The organism is Methylobacterium sp. CCH7-A2 (assembly GCF_001557075.1).
GTDB classification, from domain to species: Bacteria; Pseudomonadota; Alphaproteobacteria; order Rhizobiales; family Beijerinckiaceae; genus Allobosea; species Allobosea massiliensis.
This window is the reverse complement of record NZ_LSKN01000235.1, coordinates 45796-62287: the sequence shown is the minus strand read 5'-3', so window position 1 is coordinate 62287 and position 16492 is coordinate 45796. Positions and strand designations below refer to the sequence as shown.

The 16492-nt window shown below is 68.6% G+C and carries 17 protein-coding genes; 14 read left to right on the top strand and 3 right to left on the bottom strand.

Features of this window, described 5'->3' with window-relative positions:
• Positions 1–189: 189 nt before the first annotated feature.
• Positions 190–1644 carry a transcriptional regulator PpsR gene (gene ppsR, locus AX750_RS17535; protein ID WP_082735478.1) on the bottom strand — a complete coding sequence of 485 codons (1455 nt, stop codon included), beginning with the start codon at positions 1642–1644 and terminating at the stop codon, positions 190–192.
• 73 nt (positions 1645–1717) lie between these two features.
• Complete coding sequence (locus AX750_RS17530; protein WP_082735477.1) at positions 1718–2626, bottom strand: cobalamin B12-binding domain-containing protein; 909 nt, start codon at positions 2624–2626, stop codon at positions 1718–1720.
• Between the two features lie 476 nt (positions 2627–3102).
• Here AX750_RS17530 and bchF point away from each other — a divergent pair, with 476 nt between their 5' ends.
• The 14 genes from bchF (at position 3103) to hemA (ending at position 15279) form a co-directional block, all read left to right on the top strand.
• Positions 3103–3621 carry a 2-vinyl bacteriochlorophyllide hydratase gene (bchF, locus tag AX750_RS17525; RefSeq protein ID WP_066726396.1) on the top strand — a complete coding sequence of 173 codons (519 nt, stop codon included), beginning with the start codon at positions 3103–3105 and terminating at the stop codon, positions 3619–3621.
• Entirely contained in the window at positions 3618–4907 is a 1290-nt protein-coding gene (locus tag AX750_RS17520) for a ferredoxin:protochlorophyllide reductase (ATP-dependent) subunit N (protein ID WP_066726399.1), read from the top strand. Before bchF ends, AX750_RS17520 begins: the two co-directional genes overlap by 4 nt.
• 2 nt (positions 4908–4909) lie before the next feature.
• Positions 4910–6574: a ferredoxin:protochlorophyllide reductase (ATP-dependent) subunit B gene (bchB, locus tag AX750_RS17515; RefSeq protein ID WP_066726402.1), complete on the top strand. Its 1665-nt coding sequence runs from the start codon at positions 4910–4912 to the stop codon at positions 6572–6574.
• Positions 6549–6755 (top strand): hypothetical protein, encoded by a 207-nt coding sequence (locus AX750_RS17510; protein ID WP_066726405.1) that lies wholly within the window; start codon positions 6549–6551, stop codon positions 6753–6755. Before bchB ends, AX750_RS17510 begins: the two co-directional genes overlap by 26 nt.
• 95 nt (positions 6756–6850) lie before the next feature.
• Complete coding sequence (gene bchL, locus AX750_RS17505; protein WP_210171827.1) at positions 6851–7681, top strand: ferredoxin:protochlorophyllide reductase (ATP-dependent) iron-sulfur ATP-binding protein; 831 nt, start codon at positions 6851–6853, stop codon at positions 7679–7681.
• Positions 7681–8382, top strand: a complete 702-nt coding sequence (bchM, locus tag AX750_RS17500; RefSeq protein WP_066726411.1) for a magnesium protoporphyrin IX methyltransferase — start codon at positions 7681–7683, stop codon at positions 8380–8382. Before bchL ends, bchM begins: the two co-directional genes overlap by 1 nt.
• Positions 8379–9812 carry a BCD family MFS transporter gene (locus tag AX750_RS17495; RefSeq protein ID WP_066726414.1) on the top strand — a complete coding sequence of 478 codons (1434 nt, stop codon included), beginning with the start codon at positions 8379–8381 and terminating at the stop codon, positions 9810–9812. Before bchM ends, AX750_RS17495 begins: the two co-directional genes overlap by 4 nt.
• 39 nt (positions 9813–9851) lie before the next feature.
• Positions 9852–10628 carry a photosynthetic reaction center subunit H gene (gene puhA / locus AX750_RS17490; RefSeq protein ID WP_197426728.1) on the top strand — a complete coding sequence of 259 codons (777 nt, stop codon included), beginning with the start codon at positions 9852–9854 and terminating at the stop codon, positions 10626–10628.
• The gene (gene puhB / locus AX750_RS17485; protein ID WP_066726421.1) at positions 10625–11287 is read left to right on the top strand and encodes a photosynthetic complex putative assembly protein PuhB; all 663 of its coding nucleotides are present in this window, start codon (positions 10625–10627) and stop codon (positions 11285–11287) included. The genes puhA and puhB overlap by 4 nt, the downstream gene beginning before the upstream one ends.
• A 10-nt stretch (positions 11288–11297) precedes the next feature.
• Positions 11298–11771, top strand: a complete 474-nt coding sequence (gene puhC / locus AX750_RS17480) for a photosynthetic complex assembly protein PuhC (protein ID WP_066726425.1) — start codon at positions 11298–11300, stop codon at positions 11769–11771.
• Entirely contained in the window at positions 11768–12088 is a 321-nt protein-coding gene (locus AX750_RS17475; RefSeq protein ID WP_066726428.1) for a hypothetical protein, read from the top strand. The genes puhC and AX750_RS17475 overlap by 4 nt, the downstream gene beginning before the upstream one ends.
• Positions 12085–13164, top strand: a complete 1080-nt coding sequence (gene acsF, locus AX750_RS17470; RefSeq protein ID WP_066726431.1) for a magnesium-protoporphyrin IX monomethyl ester (oxidative) cyclase — start codon at positions 12085–12087, stop codon at positions 13162–13164. The genes AX750_RS17475 and acsF overlap by 4 nt, the downstream gene beginning before the upstream one ends.
• Positions 13165–13178: 14 nt before the next feature.
• Positions 13179–14039 carry a putative photosynthetic complex assembly protein PuhE gene (gene puhE / locus AX750_RS17465; RefSeq protein WP_082735491.1) on the top strand — a complete coding sequence of 287 codons (861 nt, stop codon included), beginning with the start codon at positions 13179–13181 and terminating at the stop codon, positions 14037–14039.
• Between the two features lie 28 nt (positions 14040–14067).
• Positions 14068–15279, top strand: a complete 1212-nt coding sequence (gene hemA / locus AX750_RS17460; RefSeq protein ID WP_066726436.1) for a 5-aminolevulinate synthase — start codon at positions 14068–14070, stop codon at positions 15277–15279.
• A 194-nt stretch (positions 15280–15473) separates the two neighbouring features.
• Here the strand turns inward: hemA and pufM are convergent, their stop codons facing one another.
• Positions 15474–16442 carry a photosynthetic reaction center subunit M gene (gene pufM, locus AX750_RS17455; protein ID WP_066726445.1) on the bottom strand — a complete coding sequence of 323 codons (969 nt, stop codon included), beginning with the start codon at positions 16440–16442 and terminating at the stop codon, positions 15474–15476.
• Between the last annotated feature and the right edge of the window lie 50 nt (positions 16443–16492).

The window sequence follows — 16492 nt, the reverse complement described above, 5'->3', positions numbered from 1 at the left end:
CAGCCCCTGATCGACATCCGGGGCACGGCGACCGCCCGGCGCGAGAGCGCGGACTGCGGGTCTGAACAGCTGCGGGTGGCGAGCGCTTCATAGACCGAAGGCTAGGCCCGCATACCAAAACCGTCAATCAAAATTGACAAATCAGGAAGCCAAAGAGCGTCAACTAAAATTGACGCCGCCGCCCCTTCGTCAGTTCAGATCGCTGCCATCGTCCTCGCCATCGTCGAGATCGCCAAGGCCGTGACGGCGCAGCTTGGCGTAGAAACTCTGGCGGCTGAGGCCGAGCATGTTGGCAGCGGAAGCGCGGTTGTCCTTGCTCAGCTCGAGCGCCGCTTCGATGCAGAGCTTCTCGATGACGTCCGTGGTCTCGCGCACGAGTTCGCGCAGCGAGACGCGCCCCACCAACTCCGTCAGATGCTCGACCGAGCGCGGAAGCCCGCGGCCGCGTTGGCCGGCCAGCGCATTGCGGACACCGAGGCTGCGGATGACGAAGCCATAGGACGGCGTCGACCCGCTCAGGGCCGGCACCGCCGAGATCTCGACCTCCTCGACCGTCCCGAACTGGCCGCGGACGATGGTGTTGAAGTTGCGGACCACGCCGTGCTCCGTCAGCGTCACCATCAGCAGCTGCAGATCGATGCCGGGGCGCCCGAGCCACATGTCGAGAGGCTCGCCGAGGGCCTGATGCTTGCTCGAGAGCTGTGCGAGATCGAGGAAGGCCCGGTTCGCCTCGAGGATTTTCAGCTCGGGGCTGATGACGACGAAGCCGTCGGGTAGGTGCTCGAGCAGGCCGAGAATGCGGCTTTCGAAACCTGAGCCGGCTGAGCCCTCGCCGGCGAGCGGCGTCAGGCGGATCAGCAGATAGCCGGCCTGATCCTGGCGGAAGGCCGAGGCCAGCGCGCGGAAGCGCTTCCCGCCGGAGGCCAACGCGATCTCCGTCTCGTCGGCGCGGCCGGTCGCCTGCACCGTCCGCAGCATGCCCTGAAGCGCTTCGCCGCTCTCCGGCGCCAGCCCCGCCAGGATCGAGGTATTGGTCAGCTTGTCGGCCGGCAGTTCGAGGTGCTGCTGCGCCGCGGGATTGGCCTCCACCACGCGCAGCTGCGTCGCCTCGACGATGACCACCGGCTCCGACGTCAGATGGAACAGCATGCGGTAGCGCGTCTCCGCCATGCGCAGCCGCGCATATTCGCGCTCCATCGCCTGCTGCGCTTCGACCAGCTGCTGCTGCAGATGGGCGAGGTTGCGCAGATCGCGCCCCAACGCGACGATCGTCCCGTCCTGGCCGACCTGCATCGCCGAATAGCGCACCGGCAGATCCGTCCCGCCCGGCAGCGGATGATTGAGTTCCCGAAACTGGATGGCCGCCTCGTCGGCAGCGCCCTTGAGCAGATCCTGCACCTTGGGCCGGCTCTCGACCGAAACCACCTCCGTCCAGGGCCGTCCGATCCAGGAGCGGCAATCCTCGCGGCGAAGCTCCGGCGTCCCCAAAGACACATCGACGATCACGCCCTCACGGTCGAGCACGAGAGCGATGTCGCTGGAGGCGGTGATCAGGCTGCCGGCGGTTTCCGGCGCGAGTCTGCCGAGCCAGCCCGACTGACCCTTGAACCCCAGTGTAGGCGTCTGCGGCGCGAAGACATCCATAGCGACGAAAACCCGGTTCCTGGCTGTGACGGGCGTCGAGCAAGCGTGAAGCTGATAAAGGCCCAGCCGGTCTTCAACAAGGCATCTTTTTGCCGTCGATCATGAGATCGATCTGGCGGACCGCATCTGCCGCATCGCGAACACCGAGATCGGCACCCAGCGAGACAGCCAGCTCCGGATTGGTCGAGAACAGATTGCCGCCAAGCATGATGCGGACGTCGCGATTGAGCGCAGTCGCCCGCACCGCCTCGACGATCGCCGCAACGCCCGCCGCGGCGACCTCGCCGCTGGCCGAGAGGCCGACGACGTCGAACCAACTGTTGCGGACATGGCCGAGCAGGATCGCCCGCGACGGCAGGAATTCGGACTGCACCTGCCAGCCCGCCCGGCGGAAGAACTCTTCCACCACAGCGAGGCCGAAGGTATGCTGCTCGCCCGGGACGACAGCCAGGAGCATTCGCCCGCGATCGAGTTCGGGAGCCGGCGCCAGTTCGAAATCAGGCCCGTAGACGCGCAGCAATTGTTGCAGCCGCGACAGCCCGACCGTGACATCGACGAAACTGCAGCGGTCCTGCTCCCACAGCACGCCGAGATGGCGCGCCGTCGATGACAGAACCGTGGTGATGATCGCTTCGGCCGTCAGCCCGCGGTCCCGCAGCGCATCGAGATGCGCCCGCGCCGCCGAGAGCGGCTTGTGGACGATCATTTCGGCGAAGACCGCGATGTCGCTGTCGTCAATGACGATGGTCGCCTGAGGCTCGCTCTTGGCGCCAGCCGAGCCGGGCGCCCGATGCGCGAGCATCAGCCTCGGAATGATCTCGGCCTCGATGGTGCGAGCGAGATCGGCTCTCAGTCCGGGCACTGCGGCGGGACCAAGACCGTCGAGGGGACACCACTCCGCCCCGGGCAGGTCGCGTCGCGCGGCCTGGTCCTCGGAGTAGGTCGATCGAGCAGCCAGGAAAGCGCGTCCCGAGTCAGGCATGAGGTCACCTCCCTCAGGCAACCGTCCGATCCAGCCAGGAACTCTGTCGGTCCTGTTACGTGATGGCGCCCGAAGGCACCGACGGTCTGGAAGGCAGTTCCTTTGACCTATGTCAAAGATTGAAGCACGACATCGCGCTGACCGCAATCGTGAAATGATTATCGATCGAAACTGTATTCGCAGGCAATCGCAGCGACAGATCACCGATAAACTGTTGCGAAAACAACAAAAGGACCAGCGCGTTCACACTGATCTACTCCGGCAGCGGTCGGGGGGAGCGCGACGCGCTGGAGCTGCCGGGCCGCTCACGAAGCAGCGATCAAACCTTAGGCAGCCGCAACGCATATGTCCACTCAATTTGACATTGCAGCGCAGCAAAGTGTCATGATGAGTTGACACATACTCTGGAGGACGCCAATCTCCCCCCATCGACGCCGCGGCGATCCGCCAGCGGCGCAGCGGACCGGAGACGTCCGATGCCGGCAGGGCCGAGGGAAGGCAGCGTCAAGACGCTCTACACGCCCGAGCAGCGTCGTCGCCGGGACGCTTCCCGCTGGACGCTGGTCCAGGGCTTGCTCGCCCCCCTTCAGTTCCTCGTCTTCCTCGTCAGCCTCGCGCTCGTGCTGCGCTATCTCGCAACCGGCGCGGGCTATGACGCCGCGAACCTGTCGATCATCCTCAAGACGCTGGTGCTCTACACCATCATGGTGACGGGAGCCCTGTGGGAGCGCGACGTTTTCGGGGTCTATCTCTTCGCGCCTGCCTTCTTCTGGGAGGACGCGGTCAGCTTCGTCGTCATCGCGCTGCACACGGCCTATCTGGTCACCATCGTCACGGGCTGGCTGACGCCGGCCGAGCAGATGCTGATCGCGCTCGCCGCCTACGCGACCTATGTCGTCAACGCCGCGCAGTTCCTGCTGAAGCTGCGCGCGGCCCGCTTGCAGGCCGCGGCCGCCCCCGGCGCGCTCGACGACCGGCTGGAACTGGCATCATGAACGCGCCGCTTCTCGCCACGCCCGTGCCCGCCTCGGGCTGCGCCGCCCCGCCGGTCCTGCGCGAGCGCGGCCAGCGCGAGGTGTTCTGCGGCCTGACCGGGATCATGTGGCTGCACCGCAAGATCCAGGACGCGTTCTTCCTGATCGTCGGCTCGCGCACCTGCGCCCATCTCATGCAGTCGGCCGCCGGCGTGATGATCTTCGCCGAGCCGCGCTTCGCCACCGCCATCATCGAGGAGAAGGACCTCGCCGGCCTCGCCGACGCCAATGCCGAACTCGACGCCGTCGTCGAGCGCCTGCTCGCCCGGCGGCCCGAGATCCGAATGCTCTTCCTCGTCGGCTCCTGCCCCTCCGAGGTCATCAAGCTCGACCTCTCGCGGGCCGCGCTGCGGCTTGGCCAGCGCTTCGCACCGCAGGTGCGGGTGCTGAACTATTCCGGCAGTGGCATCGAGACGACCTTCACTCAAGGCGAGGACGCCTGCCTGACCGCGCTTGTCCCGACCCTGCCGGCCGAACCCGCTGGCGCGGAAGCCTCTCTGCTCGTCGTCGGGGTGCTGGCGGATGCGGTCGAGGACCAGTTCCGCCGGCTCCTCGGCGCGATGGGCATCACAAGCCTCGCCTTCCTGCCGGCCCGTCGTGCCGCGGACATGCCGGCAGTGGGTCCGAACACCCGCTATCTGCTCGTCCAGCCGTTCCTCGGTGAGACGGCCCGCGCCCTTGAGAACCGCGGCGCGACGCGCCTCGCCGCCCCCTTCCCGCTCGGCGCCGAGGGCACCGCCGCCTGGCTGCGCGCCGCTGCCGAAGCATTCGGCGTCGCGGATGCGGTCTTCAACGCCGCCATCGCCGCGCCGCGCGAGCGAGCCGTGAAAGCGCTGCACCATTCGCGCGCCGCCCTGCGCGGCCGGCGCATCTTCTTCTTCCCCGACAGCCAGCTCGAGATCCCGATCGCCCGCTTCCTGGCCCGCGAACTCGAGATGGAGCTGGTCGAGGTCGGCACGCCCTATCTGCACAAGGAGCATCTCGCGGCGGACATCGCTTTGCTGCCGGCCGGCGTCCAGCTCAGCGAGGGCCAGGACGTCGACCGCCAGCTCGACCGCTGCCTAGCGGCGGCGCCCGATATCACCGTCTGCGGGCTCGGCCTCGCCAATCCGCTGGAGGCGAAGGGCCTGACGACCAAATGGGCGATCGAGCTCGTCTTCACCCCGATTCAGGGCTTCGAGCAGGCCGGCGATCTCGCCGAACTGTTCGCACGGCCATTGAACCGGCGCGCGGCGCTGGAGGTGTAGCCATGCAGCTCACCGTCTGGACCTATGAAGGCCCCCCGCATGTCGGCGCGATGCGGATCGCCACCGCGATGACCGACGTGCATTACGTCCTGCACGCCCCGCAGGGCGACACCTATGCTGACCTGCTCTTCACCATGATCGAGCGGCGCGGCCAGCGCCCGCCGGTGACCTACACCACCTTCCAGGCGCGCGATCTCGGTGGCGACACCGCCGATCTGTTCCAGCGCGCCGCGCTCGACGCCTATGAGCGCTTCCGGCCGGCCGCCATGCTCGTCGGCGCCTCCTGCACCGGGGAACTGATCCAGGACGATCCGGCGGGCCTCGCTCGCGCGCTCGGACTGCCGATCCCGGTGATCCCGCTCGAATTGCCCTCCTATCAGCGCAAGGAGAACTGGGGCGCGGCCGAGACCTTCTACCAGCTGGTGCGCGGCCTCGCCGGCCCGCACATGCCCCCACCCGGAAGCGCCCGCCCCGCGCGCAAGCTCGGCGAACCGGCCCGCTGCAACATTCTGGGGCCGACGGCGCTCGGCTTCCGCCATCGCGACGATGTCCGCGCCGTCAAGGAGCTGCTGGCGCGGCTCGGCGTCGGGGTGAACGTCGTCGCGCCCTGGCAGGCCGGCGCCGCCGACATCGCCCGGCTAGGCCAGGCCGACTTCAACGTCGTGCTCTATCCCGAGATCGCGGGGCTCGCCGCCCAATGGCTGAAGCGGGCCTTCGGCCAGCCGACCATCGCCAGCGTGCCGATCGGCGTCGGTGCCACGCGCGACTTCGTCACGGAGGTGGCCCGGCTCGCCGGGGTCGACCCCGCCCCGGTCCTGGCCGACGAGACCTCGCGCCTGCCCTGGTATTCGCGCTCGGTCGATTCGACCTATCTCACCGGCAAGCGCGTCTTCATCTTCGGCGACGCGACCCATGCCGTCGCCGCCGCCCGCATCGCCAGCGAGGAGCTGGGCTTCAGGGTCGTCGGCCTCGGCACCTATTCCCGCGAGCAGGCCCGCGACATGCGCGAGGCCGCCGCCCGGCTCGGGCTCGAGGCTCTGATCACCGACGATTACCTCGAAGTCGAAGCCGCCTGCGCCGAGTTGCAACCCGAGCTCGTGCTCGGCACGCAGATGGAGCGCCACATCGCCAAGCGCCTCGGCATCCCCTGCGCGGTGATCTCGGCGCCGGTCCATGTCCAGGACTTCCCTGCGCGCTACTCGCCGCAGATGGGCTTCGAGGGTGCCAATGTCATCTTCGACTCCTGGGTCCATCCGCTGATGATGGGCCTCGAGGAACACCTGCTCGGCATGTTCCGCGACGATTTCGAGTTCAACGACGGCGCCGGCTCCTCGCATCTCGGCACCCCTGTCATTCCGGGGCTTCGCGAAGCGAAGAACCCGGAACCCACGACCGTGCACGCCGCTGCCAGCGGTCCGGTCGATCGGGCTCACCCCGTCGTGGCTTCCGGGTTCGGCCCTGACGGGCCGCCCCGGAATGACGGCGAGAAAGCCGACAGGCCGATCGTCCTCAGCTGGGCGCCGGACGCCGAACTCGAACTCAAGAAGATCCCGTTCTTCGTGCGCGGCAAGGCGCGGCGCAACACCGAAAAATTCGCAGGCGAACGCGGGATCAGCCCGATCACGGTGGAGACACTCTACGATGCCAAAGCCCATTTCGGCCGCTGATTTCGTCCCCACCCTGCTGGCGATGGTCATGATCGACCGGCGCCGCGCCTTGATGGGCGACGGTGCCATCGCCCCCGACGCCCCGCGCGCGACGGAGCAGGCCTCGGCCCACCGGCCGGGCCCCGCGGAGCGTCAGGCCCGCGAGCGAAGCGGCGAGCATTCCAGCGAGGCCCGGGCATGACCGTCCTGTTCCAGCATCCCGGCCTCAAGGCCGACTACCGCGCCAAGACCCCACCGCCTCCGGGCGAGGACGGCGAAGGCTCGGTCCAGGTCCAGATGGACCAGCTGATGGCCTGCGAGAGCGCCAAGGTCTTCGCCGTCTACGGCAAGGGCGGCATCGGCAAGTCGACGACCTCGTCCAACCTCTCCGTCGCCTTCTCCCGCATGGGCAAGCGCGTGCTGCAGATCGGCTGCGACCCCAAGCACGATTCCACCTTCACCTTGACCAAGAAGCTGATGCCGACGGTCATCGATGTGCTCGAGACGGTGAACTTCCATTCGGAGGAGCTGCGCGTCGAGGATTTCTGCTTCGAGGGCTACAACGGCGTCATGTGCATCGAGGCCGGCGGGCCGCCGGCCGGCACCGGGTGCGGCGGCTATGTCGTCGGCCAGACGGTGAAGCTGCTCAAGGAGCACCATCTGCTCGAGGACACCGACGTGGTGATCTTCGACGTGCTCGGCGACGTCGTCTGCGGCGGTTTCGCGGCGCCCCTCCAGCATGCCGAGCGGGCCGTCATCGTCACCGCCAACGATTTCGACTCGATCTTCGCGATGAACCGCATCGTCGCCGCCATCAAGGCGAAGTCGAAGAACTACGAGGTCCGCGTTGGTGGCGTCATCGCCAACCGCTCCGCCGGCACGGACGAGATCGACCGCTTCAACGCCGCCACGGGCCTGAAGCGCCTCGCCCATTTCCCCGATCTCGACGCCATCCGCCGCTCGCGGCTGAAGAAGGCGACGCTGTTCGAGATGGGCGATGCGCCCGAGGTCCTCGCGGTCCAGCGCGAATACATGAACCTCGCCGAGCAGCTCTGGGCCGGCGGGCCGGCGCTCGACGCCCGCCCGATGAAGGATCGCGAGATCTTCGATTTCCTGGGGTACGAGTGATGGCGGACGCCAATTACATCCAGCGCCGCGGCGAGCTGCAGACCTATTTCGACCGCACCGCGGTCGAGGCCTGGGCCCGGCTGACCACGGATGCGCCCGTCAGCGGCATCCGCGCCACGGTCCGCGCCGGCCGCGAGGCCATGCGCAACAAGCTTCTCGCCTGGCTGCCCGACGACATCCGCGGCGCCCGCATCCTCGACGCCGGCTGCGGCACCGGGGCGCTCGCCGTCGAATGCGCCCTGCGCGGCGCCCATGTCACCGCCATCGACCTCTCGCCCACCCTCGTCGCGCTCGCGCAGGACCGCTGCCCGCGCAAGCTCTGCGGCGGCTCGATCAGCTTCCGCACCGGCGACATGCTCGATCCCGCGCTCGGCCGCTTCGACCATGTCGTCGCGATGGACTCGCTGATCCACTACAAGGCCGCGGACATCGTCGGCGCCCTGTCGCGCCTGGCCGAGCGCACGGCCGGCTCGATGCTGGTCACCCACGCGCCGCGCACGCCGGCGCTGACGCTGATGCACTGGGCCGGCCTCGCCTTCCCCCGGGCGGACCGGGCGCCCGCGATCGAGCCCGTCAGCTCTGGCACCCTCGCGCGGGCCATCGCCGGCGAGCGCAGCCTCTCTCCCTGGCGGATCGGCCGCAGCGAGCGGGTGTCCAGCGCCTTCTACAAATCCCAGGCCCTGGAGCTCGTCGCCCGATGAACCCGGTCTCGGCCGCCTTCGTGAAGGGTCTGACGCGGATCGCTCCGCGCTGGCTACCCTTTGCGGACGCGGCCTCGCCGGAACTGCCGCTGGGCCGGATCCTGCGGCTGTCGCTCTTCCAGATCGCGGTCGGGATGGCCACCGTCCTGCTGGTCGGCACCCTCAACCGGGTGATGATCGTCGAGCTGAACGTCTCCGCGACGCTGGTCGCGGCGATGGTCTGCCTGCCTTTCCTCTTCGCGCCGCTGCGCGCACTCATCGGCCATCGCTCGGACATGCACCGCTCGGTGCTGGGCTGGCGCCGCGTGCCCTATATCTGGTTCGGCTCGCTGCTGCAGTTCGGCGGGCTCGCGATCATGCCCTTCGCGCTGCTCGTTCTCTCGGGAGACGGCGTCGGCCCGGTGCTCTACGGCCAGATCGGCGCCGCGCTCGCCTTCCTGCTCGTGGGAGCCGGCCTCCACACGACGCAGACCGCCGGGCTGGCGCTGGCCACGGACCTCGCCACGCCCGCGACGCGCGCCCGCGTCGTCGCCCTGCTTTATGTCGCCCTGCTCGTCGGCATGGTCGCGAGTGGGCTGGTCTTCGCCTGGCTGCTGGCCGATTTCTCGCCCCTGCGCCTGATCCAAGTGGTGCAGGGTGCCGCCGTCGTCACCATGGTGCTGAACGTCGTCGCGCTCTGGAAACAGGAAGCCCGCAACCCGACCTTGACGCGCTTCGACCGCGAGCGCCCGGCCTTCGCCGCCATGCTGCAGGGCTTCCTCGCGCGGCCGGGCGCGACGCGCTTTCTCGTGGCGGTCGCGCTCGGCACCGCCGCCTTCAACATGCAAGACGTGATCCTCGAGCCCTACGGCGCCCAGGTGCTGAAACTGAGCGTCAGCGGCACGACGATCCTGACCGCCCTTCTCGCCACAGGCTCGCTGGCCGCCTTCGCGCTGGCGGCGCGTGCCCTGAATGCGGGCGTCGATCCGCACCGCCTCGCCGCGCTGGGTCTGGTCTGCGGCCTCGTCGCCTTCCCCTGCGTGATCTTCGCCGGTGCCATCGAGGCGCCGGGCCTGTTCCGCTTCGGCACGGGGCTGATCGGCTTCGGCGGCGGCCTCTTCGCCGTCGGCACCCTGACCATCGCCATGGAGCTCGACGACGGCCCTCAGGCCGGGCTCGCCGTCGGCATCTGGGGTGCCGCCCAGGCAACCGCCGCAGGGCTTGCCATCGCGCTCGGCGGCGCCATCCGGGACGGTTTCGCGGCGCTCGCGAGCAGCGGCACGCTGGGACCGGGCCTGGCCGAGCCGGCGGCCGCCTATCACGCCGTCTATCACATCGAGGTCGCGCTGCTCTTCGCCACGCTGGTCGCCATCGGCCCGCTGGTGCGAAGCGCTGCCGTCGCACGGCCTCTCCCCGCGACACGGTTCGGCCTGGCGGAGTTTCCAGGATGACCGCGACCCGAACGAAGACCCTGCAAGGAGGGCTCTCTGATGCGTGAGATCATGGGATATATCGACGTCGCCCAGGTCACGATCTGGCTGTTCTGGATCTTCTTCGCCGGGCTCGTGGTCTATCTGCGCCGCGAGGACCGGCGCGAGGGCTACCCGCTCGAATCCGACACCCATCCCGGCAAGTTCCTGCCGCCGAGCCTGGTCTTCTTCCCGGCGCCCAAGACCTTCCACCTCTCCAACGGCACCACCGTCCAGGCACCGAACGGTCGCCCCGACGGCCGGGTGCTGGCGGCGCGGCCGACGGCGAAATTCCCCGGCGCGCCGCTGGCCCCCACCGGCGCCAATCCGATGCTGGACTCGATCGGCCCCGGCTCCTGGGCGGAGCGGGTCGACGCGCCGGAGATGAGCTACGACAACCACATCAAGATCCTGCCCGTTCGCGTCGCCACCGGCTACGCGGTCTCGGCCGAGGAAGATCCCCGCGGCTACGACGTCATCGGCGCGGACATGAAGGTGGCCGGCAAGATCGTCGATCTCTGGGTCGACCGCTCGGAGGCGCTGCTGCGCTATTTCGAGGTCGCCCTCCCGAACGGACGCAACGTGTTGCTGCCGGTGACCTTCTCCGACATCAAGCGCGGCGTGAAGCCGGGCGTCGGGCGGATCAAGGTCGAGGCGCTGCTGGCGAGCCAGTTCGCCGATGTGCCGGCGCTCCGCAAGCCCGACTCCGTGACCCGGCTCGAGGAGGAAAAGATCTGCGCCTATTACGGCGCCGGCACCCTCTATGCGACGCCGCACCGTGCGGAGCCGCTGCTATGAGCCAGGACGATTTCGCCTTCGAGCCGGTCCCCGGCCTGCCTGCCCTGCCCCCGGAGGGCGAGACCATCCTCTGGCAAGGGGGGCCCGACTGGCGGGGCCTCGCCTGGCGCGCCTTCCATCTGCGCGAGGTCACCTGCTATTTCGGCGCCCTCGTCGCGGCACAGCCGGTGCTGGCCCTGGTTCAGGGCACGCCGCTCGCGGCCACGCTGCTGCCGATGACCTGGCTGACGCTCGCCGGCAGCATCGCCGCCGGCCTCCTCGCAGGGCTCGCCTTCCTCGCGGCGCGCGGCACGGTCTACACCATCACCAGCCGGCGCCTCGTGCTCCGCTTCGGCATCGCCCTGCCGATGACGATCAACCTGCCCTTCGCGCTCGTCGCGCAGGCGGGGCTGAAGCTGCGTCGCGGCGGCAGCGGCGACATTCCGGTCGGCCTCGTGCCGGGCGAGCGCATTTCCTACATCGTGCTCTGGCCCCATGCCCGGCCCTGGCGGCTCGCCCGTCCGGAACCGATGCTGCGCGAATTGCCCGAGGCCGAGCGCGCCGCCGGCATCCTCGCCCGCGCGCTCGCCACCCATGCCGGCAGCGCGGTCTCCCTGCCCCAGCCCGCGACCGCCGCCAATGATGCGCGCCTGCCGCAGGGCATGGCCGCCGCGAGCTGAGGAGGCGGCGATGAGCGACACGGCCCTTCCCCCACCCGCCTCGGCCAGCCTGTCGCCGCCGCGCTGGGCTCTGGTCGGCATGGCGGTGCTCGCTGTCGCGACGATCGCCATCGCCGGCCTCGCGCGCCAGACCGGCATCGGCGCCACCGGGATCCCCGACAGCCCGACCATTGCCATGGCCGATCTGCGCTTCGAGGACCGGGAGGACGGTTCGGTCCTCGTCCGCGACGGCGCCGGCCGGGAACTCGAGACCATCGCCGTCGGCGCCGACGGCTTCATCCGCGGCACGATGCGAAGCCTGGCGCGCCAGCGCAAACAGGCCGGCCTGCCGCGGGACCTGCCCTTTCGTCTGGAACGCCGCGAGAACGGTCGGCTCAGCCTGAGCGATCCCGCCACCGGCGGACGCATCGAGCTCGACGCCTTCGGCCCCGGCAACGCCGCCACCTTCGCGCGCTTCCTGTCCTCCCGGGAGAACCGCCCATGACCGATTTCACGTTGACGGACAGAACCATGGCCGAGCCGAAGCAGTTCGACGTCGGCTGTACCATCGAGGTGTCCCATACCTTCGAGAGCCTGCACGCCCATGTGACGCTCGACGGCGACATCAAGATCCGCCCCGGCGACGAAGTCATCGTCCATGGCGAGCCGATCAAGGTCCCTTACGGCGAGGTCCAGACCTTCCGCCGCATCGCGACGGTGAAGCGCGCCGGCTGGCTCGAGCAGCTCTGGACCAAGATCTCCGGACGCGCCGAATTCATGGAGCTTCTCGAATTCAGCTTCTCGGAAAGGAGCAAGCTATGACTGCCGCAACCTTCCCGGCCGGCGCCATGCGCGAGGCCCCCAACGAAGCCACCCGCATGGCCCAGCAGGACACGATGCTGACGCCGCGCTTCTACACCACCGATTTCGACGAGCTCGACAAGATCGACGTCACGCCGGTGCGGGCCGAATGGGACGTGCTGATCGCCGAGATGAAGAGCGACCCCAACAAGGGCCACTTCACCCGCAACGCCGACTGGAAGCTGGAGCTCGAGAAGATCCCCGAGCCGCTGCGCAAGGAGTTCATCGACTTCCTCGTGTCGTCGCTGACGGCCGAGTTCTCCGGCTGCGTCCTCTATGCAGAGATGCGCAAGCGCGGCACCAATCCCGACATCTGCGAGCTGTTCAAATACATGAGCCGCGACGAGGCCCGCCATGCCGGCTTCATCAACGACGCGCTCAAGGAGTTCAGCATCGGCGTCGATCTCGGATTCCTGACGAAGGCCAAGAAATACACCTTCTTCAAGCCGAAATTCATCTTCTACGCGACCTATCTCTCCGAGAAGATCGGCTACGCCCGCTACATCACCATCTTCCGGCACCTCGAGCGCCATCCCGACAAGTGCTTCCACCCGATCTTCCGGTGGTTCCGGGAGTGGTGCAACGACGAGTTCCGCCATGGCGAGGCCTTCTCGCTGCTGATGCGGGCCAACCCGCATCTGCTGACCGGCGGCAACAAGCTCTGGGTGCGCTTCTTCCTGCTCGCCGTTTACGCGACGATGTATGTGCGCGACCATGTCCGGCCGGAGTTCCACAAGGCGCTCGACATCGACCCGACGGAGTATGATTTCGAGGTCTACCGCATCACCTCGGAAATCTCCCGCCAGGTCTTCCCGGTCGTCCTCGACACGGACAACCCGAAGTTCCGCGCCGGGCTGGAACGCGTTCGCATCCTCGCCGGCAAGATCGCCGAATCGTCCGAACAGGGTGGTTTGGCCGCGCAGATCCGGATGCGCGCCTATCAGGCCCAGGTCGGCTATGCGCTGCTGAAACTCTATATGCTGCCGACCATCAAGAACGAGATCCCGCTCACCAGCCGGCTGCAGCCGGCCTATTGAAGGGAGCCTTCGTCTTGGTCACCTATGGGCTGCCGATCGTCGCGACCTTGATCGCCTGGTGGTTCTCCACCGGGGCGATCCTCTATCTCGACGGGCTGCCGAAGGCGACCTTCCGCTGGAGCCTGGCGGGCGCCACGCTCGCTTTGCTTGCTGCCTTCTGGGGACTGGCCGCCACCGCCGGCGACACCAGCGTCGCCGGCGCCTATCTCGCCGTGTTCAGCGCCCTCGTCGTCTGGGGCTGGAACGAGCTCGCCTTCCTGCTCGGCTATGTCGCGGGGCCGAACCGCGCACCCTGCGACCCTGCGCTGCGGGGGCGCGCGCGTTTCGCCGCCGCGACCCGGGCGATCCTGCATCACGAGCTCGCCTTGCTCGCCTCCCTGGCACTGGTCGCGCTGCTCACAGCCGGCGGCGCCAACCGCTTCGGGCTCGCCACCTTCGCCCTGCTTTTCGCCATGCGGCTCTCGACCAAGCTCAACATCTTCCTCGGCGTGCCCAATACGACGGTCGAGTTTCTGCCCGACCACCTCGCCTATCTGAAGAGCCATTTTCGCCAGCGCGCGATGAACCTGCTGTTCCCGCTCTCGGTCACGGCCGCGACGCTGCTCAGCGCCTGGCTCGTCCACAGCGTCGTGCGCGCGAACGACCCTTTCTTGGTCACCGGCTTCGTTCTGCTGGCGACCTTCGCCGTGCTCGGCGTGATCGAGCACTGGTTCCTGGTGCTGCCGCTTCCGGTGGCCGATCTCTGGGCCTGGGGCCTGCGCTCGCGCGAAACCGCGGGCGCCGAACACCCGGCTGCCGGCGCCCGGCCTGTCCTGCCCCCCGCCACCGGCCTCGCGACTCCGCGCGCCGTTCCCCCGCCAACCCTCGTCGCATAGCGCGACAGCGCGCATCTGGAGGCCGCCGATGGATTACGAGATGTTCTTCCGCCAGGAACTCGACGGGCTCCACAAGGAAGGCCGGTACCGCGTCTTCGCCGATCTGGAGCGCAAGGCCGGGCAGTTTCCCCGCGCCACTTTCCATGGCACGGAGGGACCGCGCGACGTCACGGTCTGGTGCTCCAACGATTATCTCGGCATGGGCCAGAACCCCGACGTGCTCGCTGCGATGCATGGCGCGATCGACGGCTGCGGCGCCGGCGCCGGCGGCACGCGCAACATCAGCGGCACCAACCACTACCATGTGCTGCTCGAGCGCGAGCTCGCCGAGCTGCACGGCAAGGAAGCCGCGCTCCTGTTCAACTCCGGCTACATGTCGAACTGGGCCTCGCTCTCGACCCTGGCCTCCCGGATCCCGGGCTGCGTCGTCGTCACCGACGCGCTCAACCACGCCTCGATGATCGAGGGCATCCGCCATTCGCGGGCCGACAAGGTCGTCTTCGCCCATAACGATCCCGACGATCTGCGCCGCAAGCTCCAGGCCATCGATCCGCGCCGGCCGAAACTGCTCGCCTTCGAATCCGTCTACTCGATGGATGGCGACATCGCCCCGATCGCGGCGTTCTGCGATCTCGCCGAGGAATTCGGCGCCATGACCTATATCGACGAGGTCCATGCGGTCGGCCTCTACGGGCCGCGCGGCGGCGGCGTCACCGAGCGCGAGGGCCTGAGCCACCGGCTCGACGTGATCGAGGGCACGCTGGCCAAGGGCTTCGGCATCATGGGCGGATACATCGCCGCCAGCGCCGCGACCTGCGATTTCATCCGCAGCTTCGCCTCGGGCTTCATCTTCTCGACCTCGCTGCCGCCGGCGCTCGCCGCCGGGGCGCTCGCCTCGGTGCGTCACCTCAAGGCGAGCCAGACCGAGCGCGCCGGCCAGCAGGATCGCGTCGCCGCCGTGCGGGCCCGGCTCGACGCCGCCGGCATCCCGCACATGCCGAACCCCAGCCACATCGTCCCGGTGATGGTCGGCGATCCCGTGCTGTGCAAGCGCATCAGTGACGAGCTGCTCGAGCGCTTCGACATCTACGTCCAGCCGATCAACTACCCGACTGTGCCGCGCGGCACCGAGCGGCTGCGGATCACGCCGTCGCCGCTGCACGCCGACGCCGACATCGAGGCGCTGGTCGGCGCGCTGGCGGCGATCTGGGGCCAGGTGGGGCTGCGCCGCGCCGCCTGAAACGGATCTCCCGCTGCGGACACGACAAGGCCGGGCCCAGCGCCCGGCCTTTTCCGTTGGGAAGGTCCCCTTCGGCGTCCTGCGCAGGCTGCAAGCAACCCTCGGCCGACGCCCTGGCGGCATGAAAAAGGGAGGCCGTCGCCGGCCTCCCAGGGATCGTCCGCTCGTTCGCGGTCGAGGATCGCGCGGCGTGCTCAGGGCCGCGCGGGGGGAACCGGCGTCGCCGGCCACATCGTCGGATCGCTCGGGGCGAATTTGTGCTTGATCGCCCATTCGTACCAGTTGTCGACCGCCGTGCCGCTGAGCAGGATGCCGATGCCGCCGGTCAGCGTGCAGAGCACCGCGAACCACCAGGCCCAGCGATGGATCGACTCCATCGTGGCGTTGAAGCCCATCGTCCAGCGCCAGAACAGGGCGGCGCGCTCCGAGGCCGTGCCGCGGTCGACGATCTGCTCGATCTCGCGGTCGCCGCCATAGCGCGAGACCGCCAGGATCGTCGCGCCATGCATCGCGAAGAGCAGCGCCGAACCGTAGAGGAAGGCGATCGAGAGCGCGTGGAAGGGATTGTAGAAGAGGTTGCCGTAGCGCAGCGAGAAATTCTGCGTCCAGTCGAGATGCGGGAAGATGCCGAAGGGTACCGCCTCGCTCCAGCTCCCCATCAGCAGCGGCCGGATGAAGCCGAGCACGAGATAGAGCCAGATCGCCGAGGCGAAGGCCCATGCGACATGCGTTCCCATGCCGAGCGCCCGCGCCCGGTTATAGGTTCGCACCCACCAGAGCAGAATGGAGGTCGTCAGGAAGAAGCCGGCGAGCAGCCACCAGCCGCCCTCCTTCAGCGGCGGCAGGATGGTCAGCCCGTGCTGCGGCAGCGGCGGCGCGAGCTGGAGCCAGAACAGCTCGCGCACGAAGCGGATCGGATCCCAGTTCACCGAGGCCAGCATGTTGAGCCCGATGATCTCGAAGGCGATGATGCCGCAGACGATCGAGGTGACGCCGGTCCAGCCCAGATAGATCGGGCCGACCTGCGCGTCGCCGATCATGCCGAATAGATGCACGACGCGGGTCGCCGTCCCGCGGCGGGACCCACGGCTCGGGATCGGCACGCCGAGATCCGGTGCGCCATGGATCTGAACCCGGGTGAAGATGTTCTGGTAGGTGGCCATCGCCTTGATCCTTGAAGAACCGGGATGAGGAGGCCGCGGCGCGCCGCGGC

Excerpts from the sequence above, each read along its gene's own strand:
- hemA (WP_066726436.1), top strand. The coding sequence starts at position 14,068 with ATGGATTACGAGATGTTCTTCCGCCAGGAACTCGACGGGCTCCACAAG.
- AX750_RS17475 (WP_066726428.1), top strand. The coding sequence starts at position 11,768 with ATGACCGATTTCACGTTGACGGACAGAACCATGGCCGAGCCGAAGCAG.
- pufM (WP_066726445.1), bottom strand. The coding sequence starts at position 16,442 with ATGGCCACCTACCAGAACATCTTCACCCGGGTTCAGATCCATGGCGCA.
- AX750_RS17530 (WP_082735477.1), bottom strand. The coding sequence starts at position 2,626 with ATGCCTGACTCGGGACGCGCTTTCCTGGCTGCTCGATCGACCTACTCC.
- puhC (WP_066726425.1), top strand. The coding sequence starts at position 11,298 with ATGAGCGACACGGCCCTTCCCCCACCCGCCTCGGCCAGCCTGTCGCCG.
- AX750_RS17495 (WP_066726414.1), top strand. The coding sequence starts at position 8,379 with ATGAACCCGGTCTCGGCCGCCTTCGTGAAGGGTCTGACGCGGATCGCT.
- bchF (WP_066726396.1), top strand. The coding sequence starts at position 3,103 with ATGCCGGCAGGGCCGAGGGAAGGCAGCGTCAAGACGCTCTACACGCCC.
- AX750_RS17520 (WP_066726399.1), top strand. The coding sequence starts at position 3,618 with ATGAACGCGCCGCTTCTCGCCACGCCCGTGCCCGCCTCGGGCTGCGCC.
- puhB (WP_066726421.1), top strand. The coding sequence starts at position 10,625 with ATGAGCCAGGACGATTTCGCCTTCGAGCCGGTCCCCGGCCTGCCTGCC.
- acsF (WP_066726431.1), top strand. The coding sequence starts at position 12,085 with ATGACTGCCGCAACCTTCCCGGCCGGCGCCATGCGCGAGGCCCCCAAC.
- ppsR (WP_082735478.1), bottom strand. The coding sequence starts at position 1,644 with ATGGATGTCTTCGCGCCGCAGACGCCTACACTGGGGTTCAAGGGTCAG.
- AX750_RS17510 (WP_066726405.1), top strand. The coding sequence starts at position 6,549 with ATGCCAAAGCCCATTTCGGCCGCTGATTTCGTCCCCACCCTGCTGGCG.
- puhA (WP_197426728.1), top strand. The coding sequence starts at position 9,852 with ATGCGTGAGATCATGGGATATATCGACGTCGCCCAGGTCACGATCTGG.
- bchL (WP_210171827.1), top strand. The coding sequence starts at position 6,851 with ATGGACCAGCTGATGGCCTGCGAGAGCGCCAAGGTCTTCGCCGTCTAC.
- bchB (WP_066726402.1), top strand. The coding sequence starts at position 4,910 with ATGCAGCTCACCGTCTGGACCTATGAAGGCCCCCCGCATGTCGGCGCG.
- bchM (WP_066726411.1), top strand. The coding sequence starts at position 7,681 with ATGGCGGACGCCAATTACATCCAGCGCCGCGGCGAGCTGCAGACCTAT.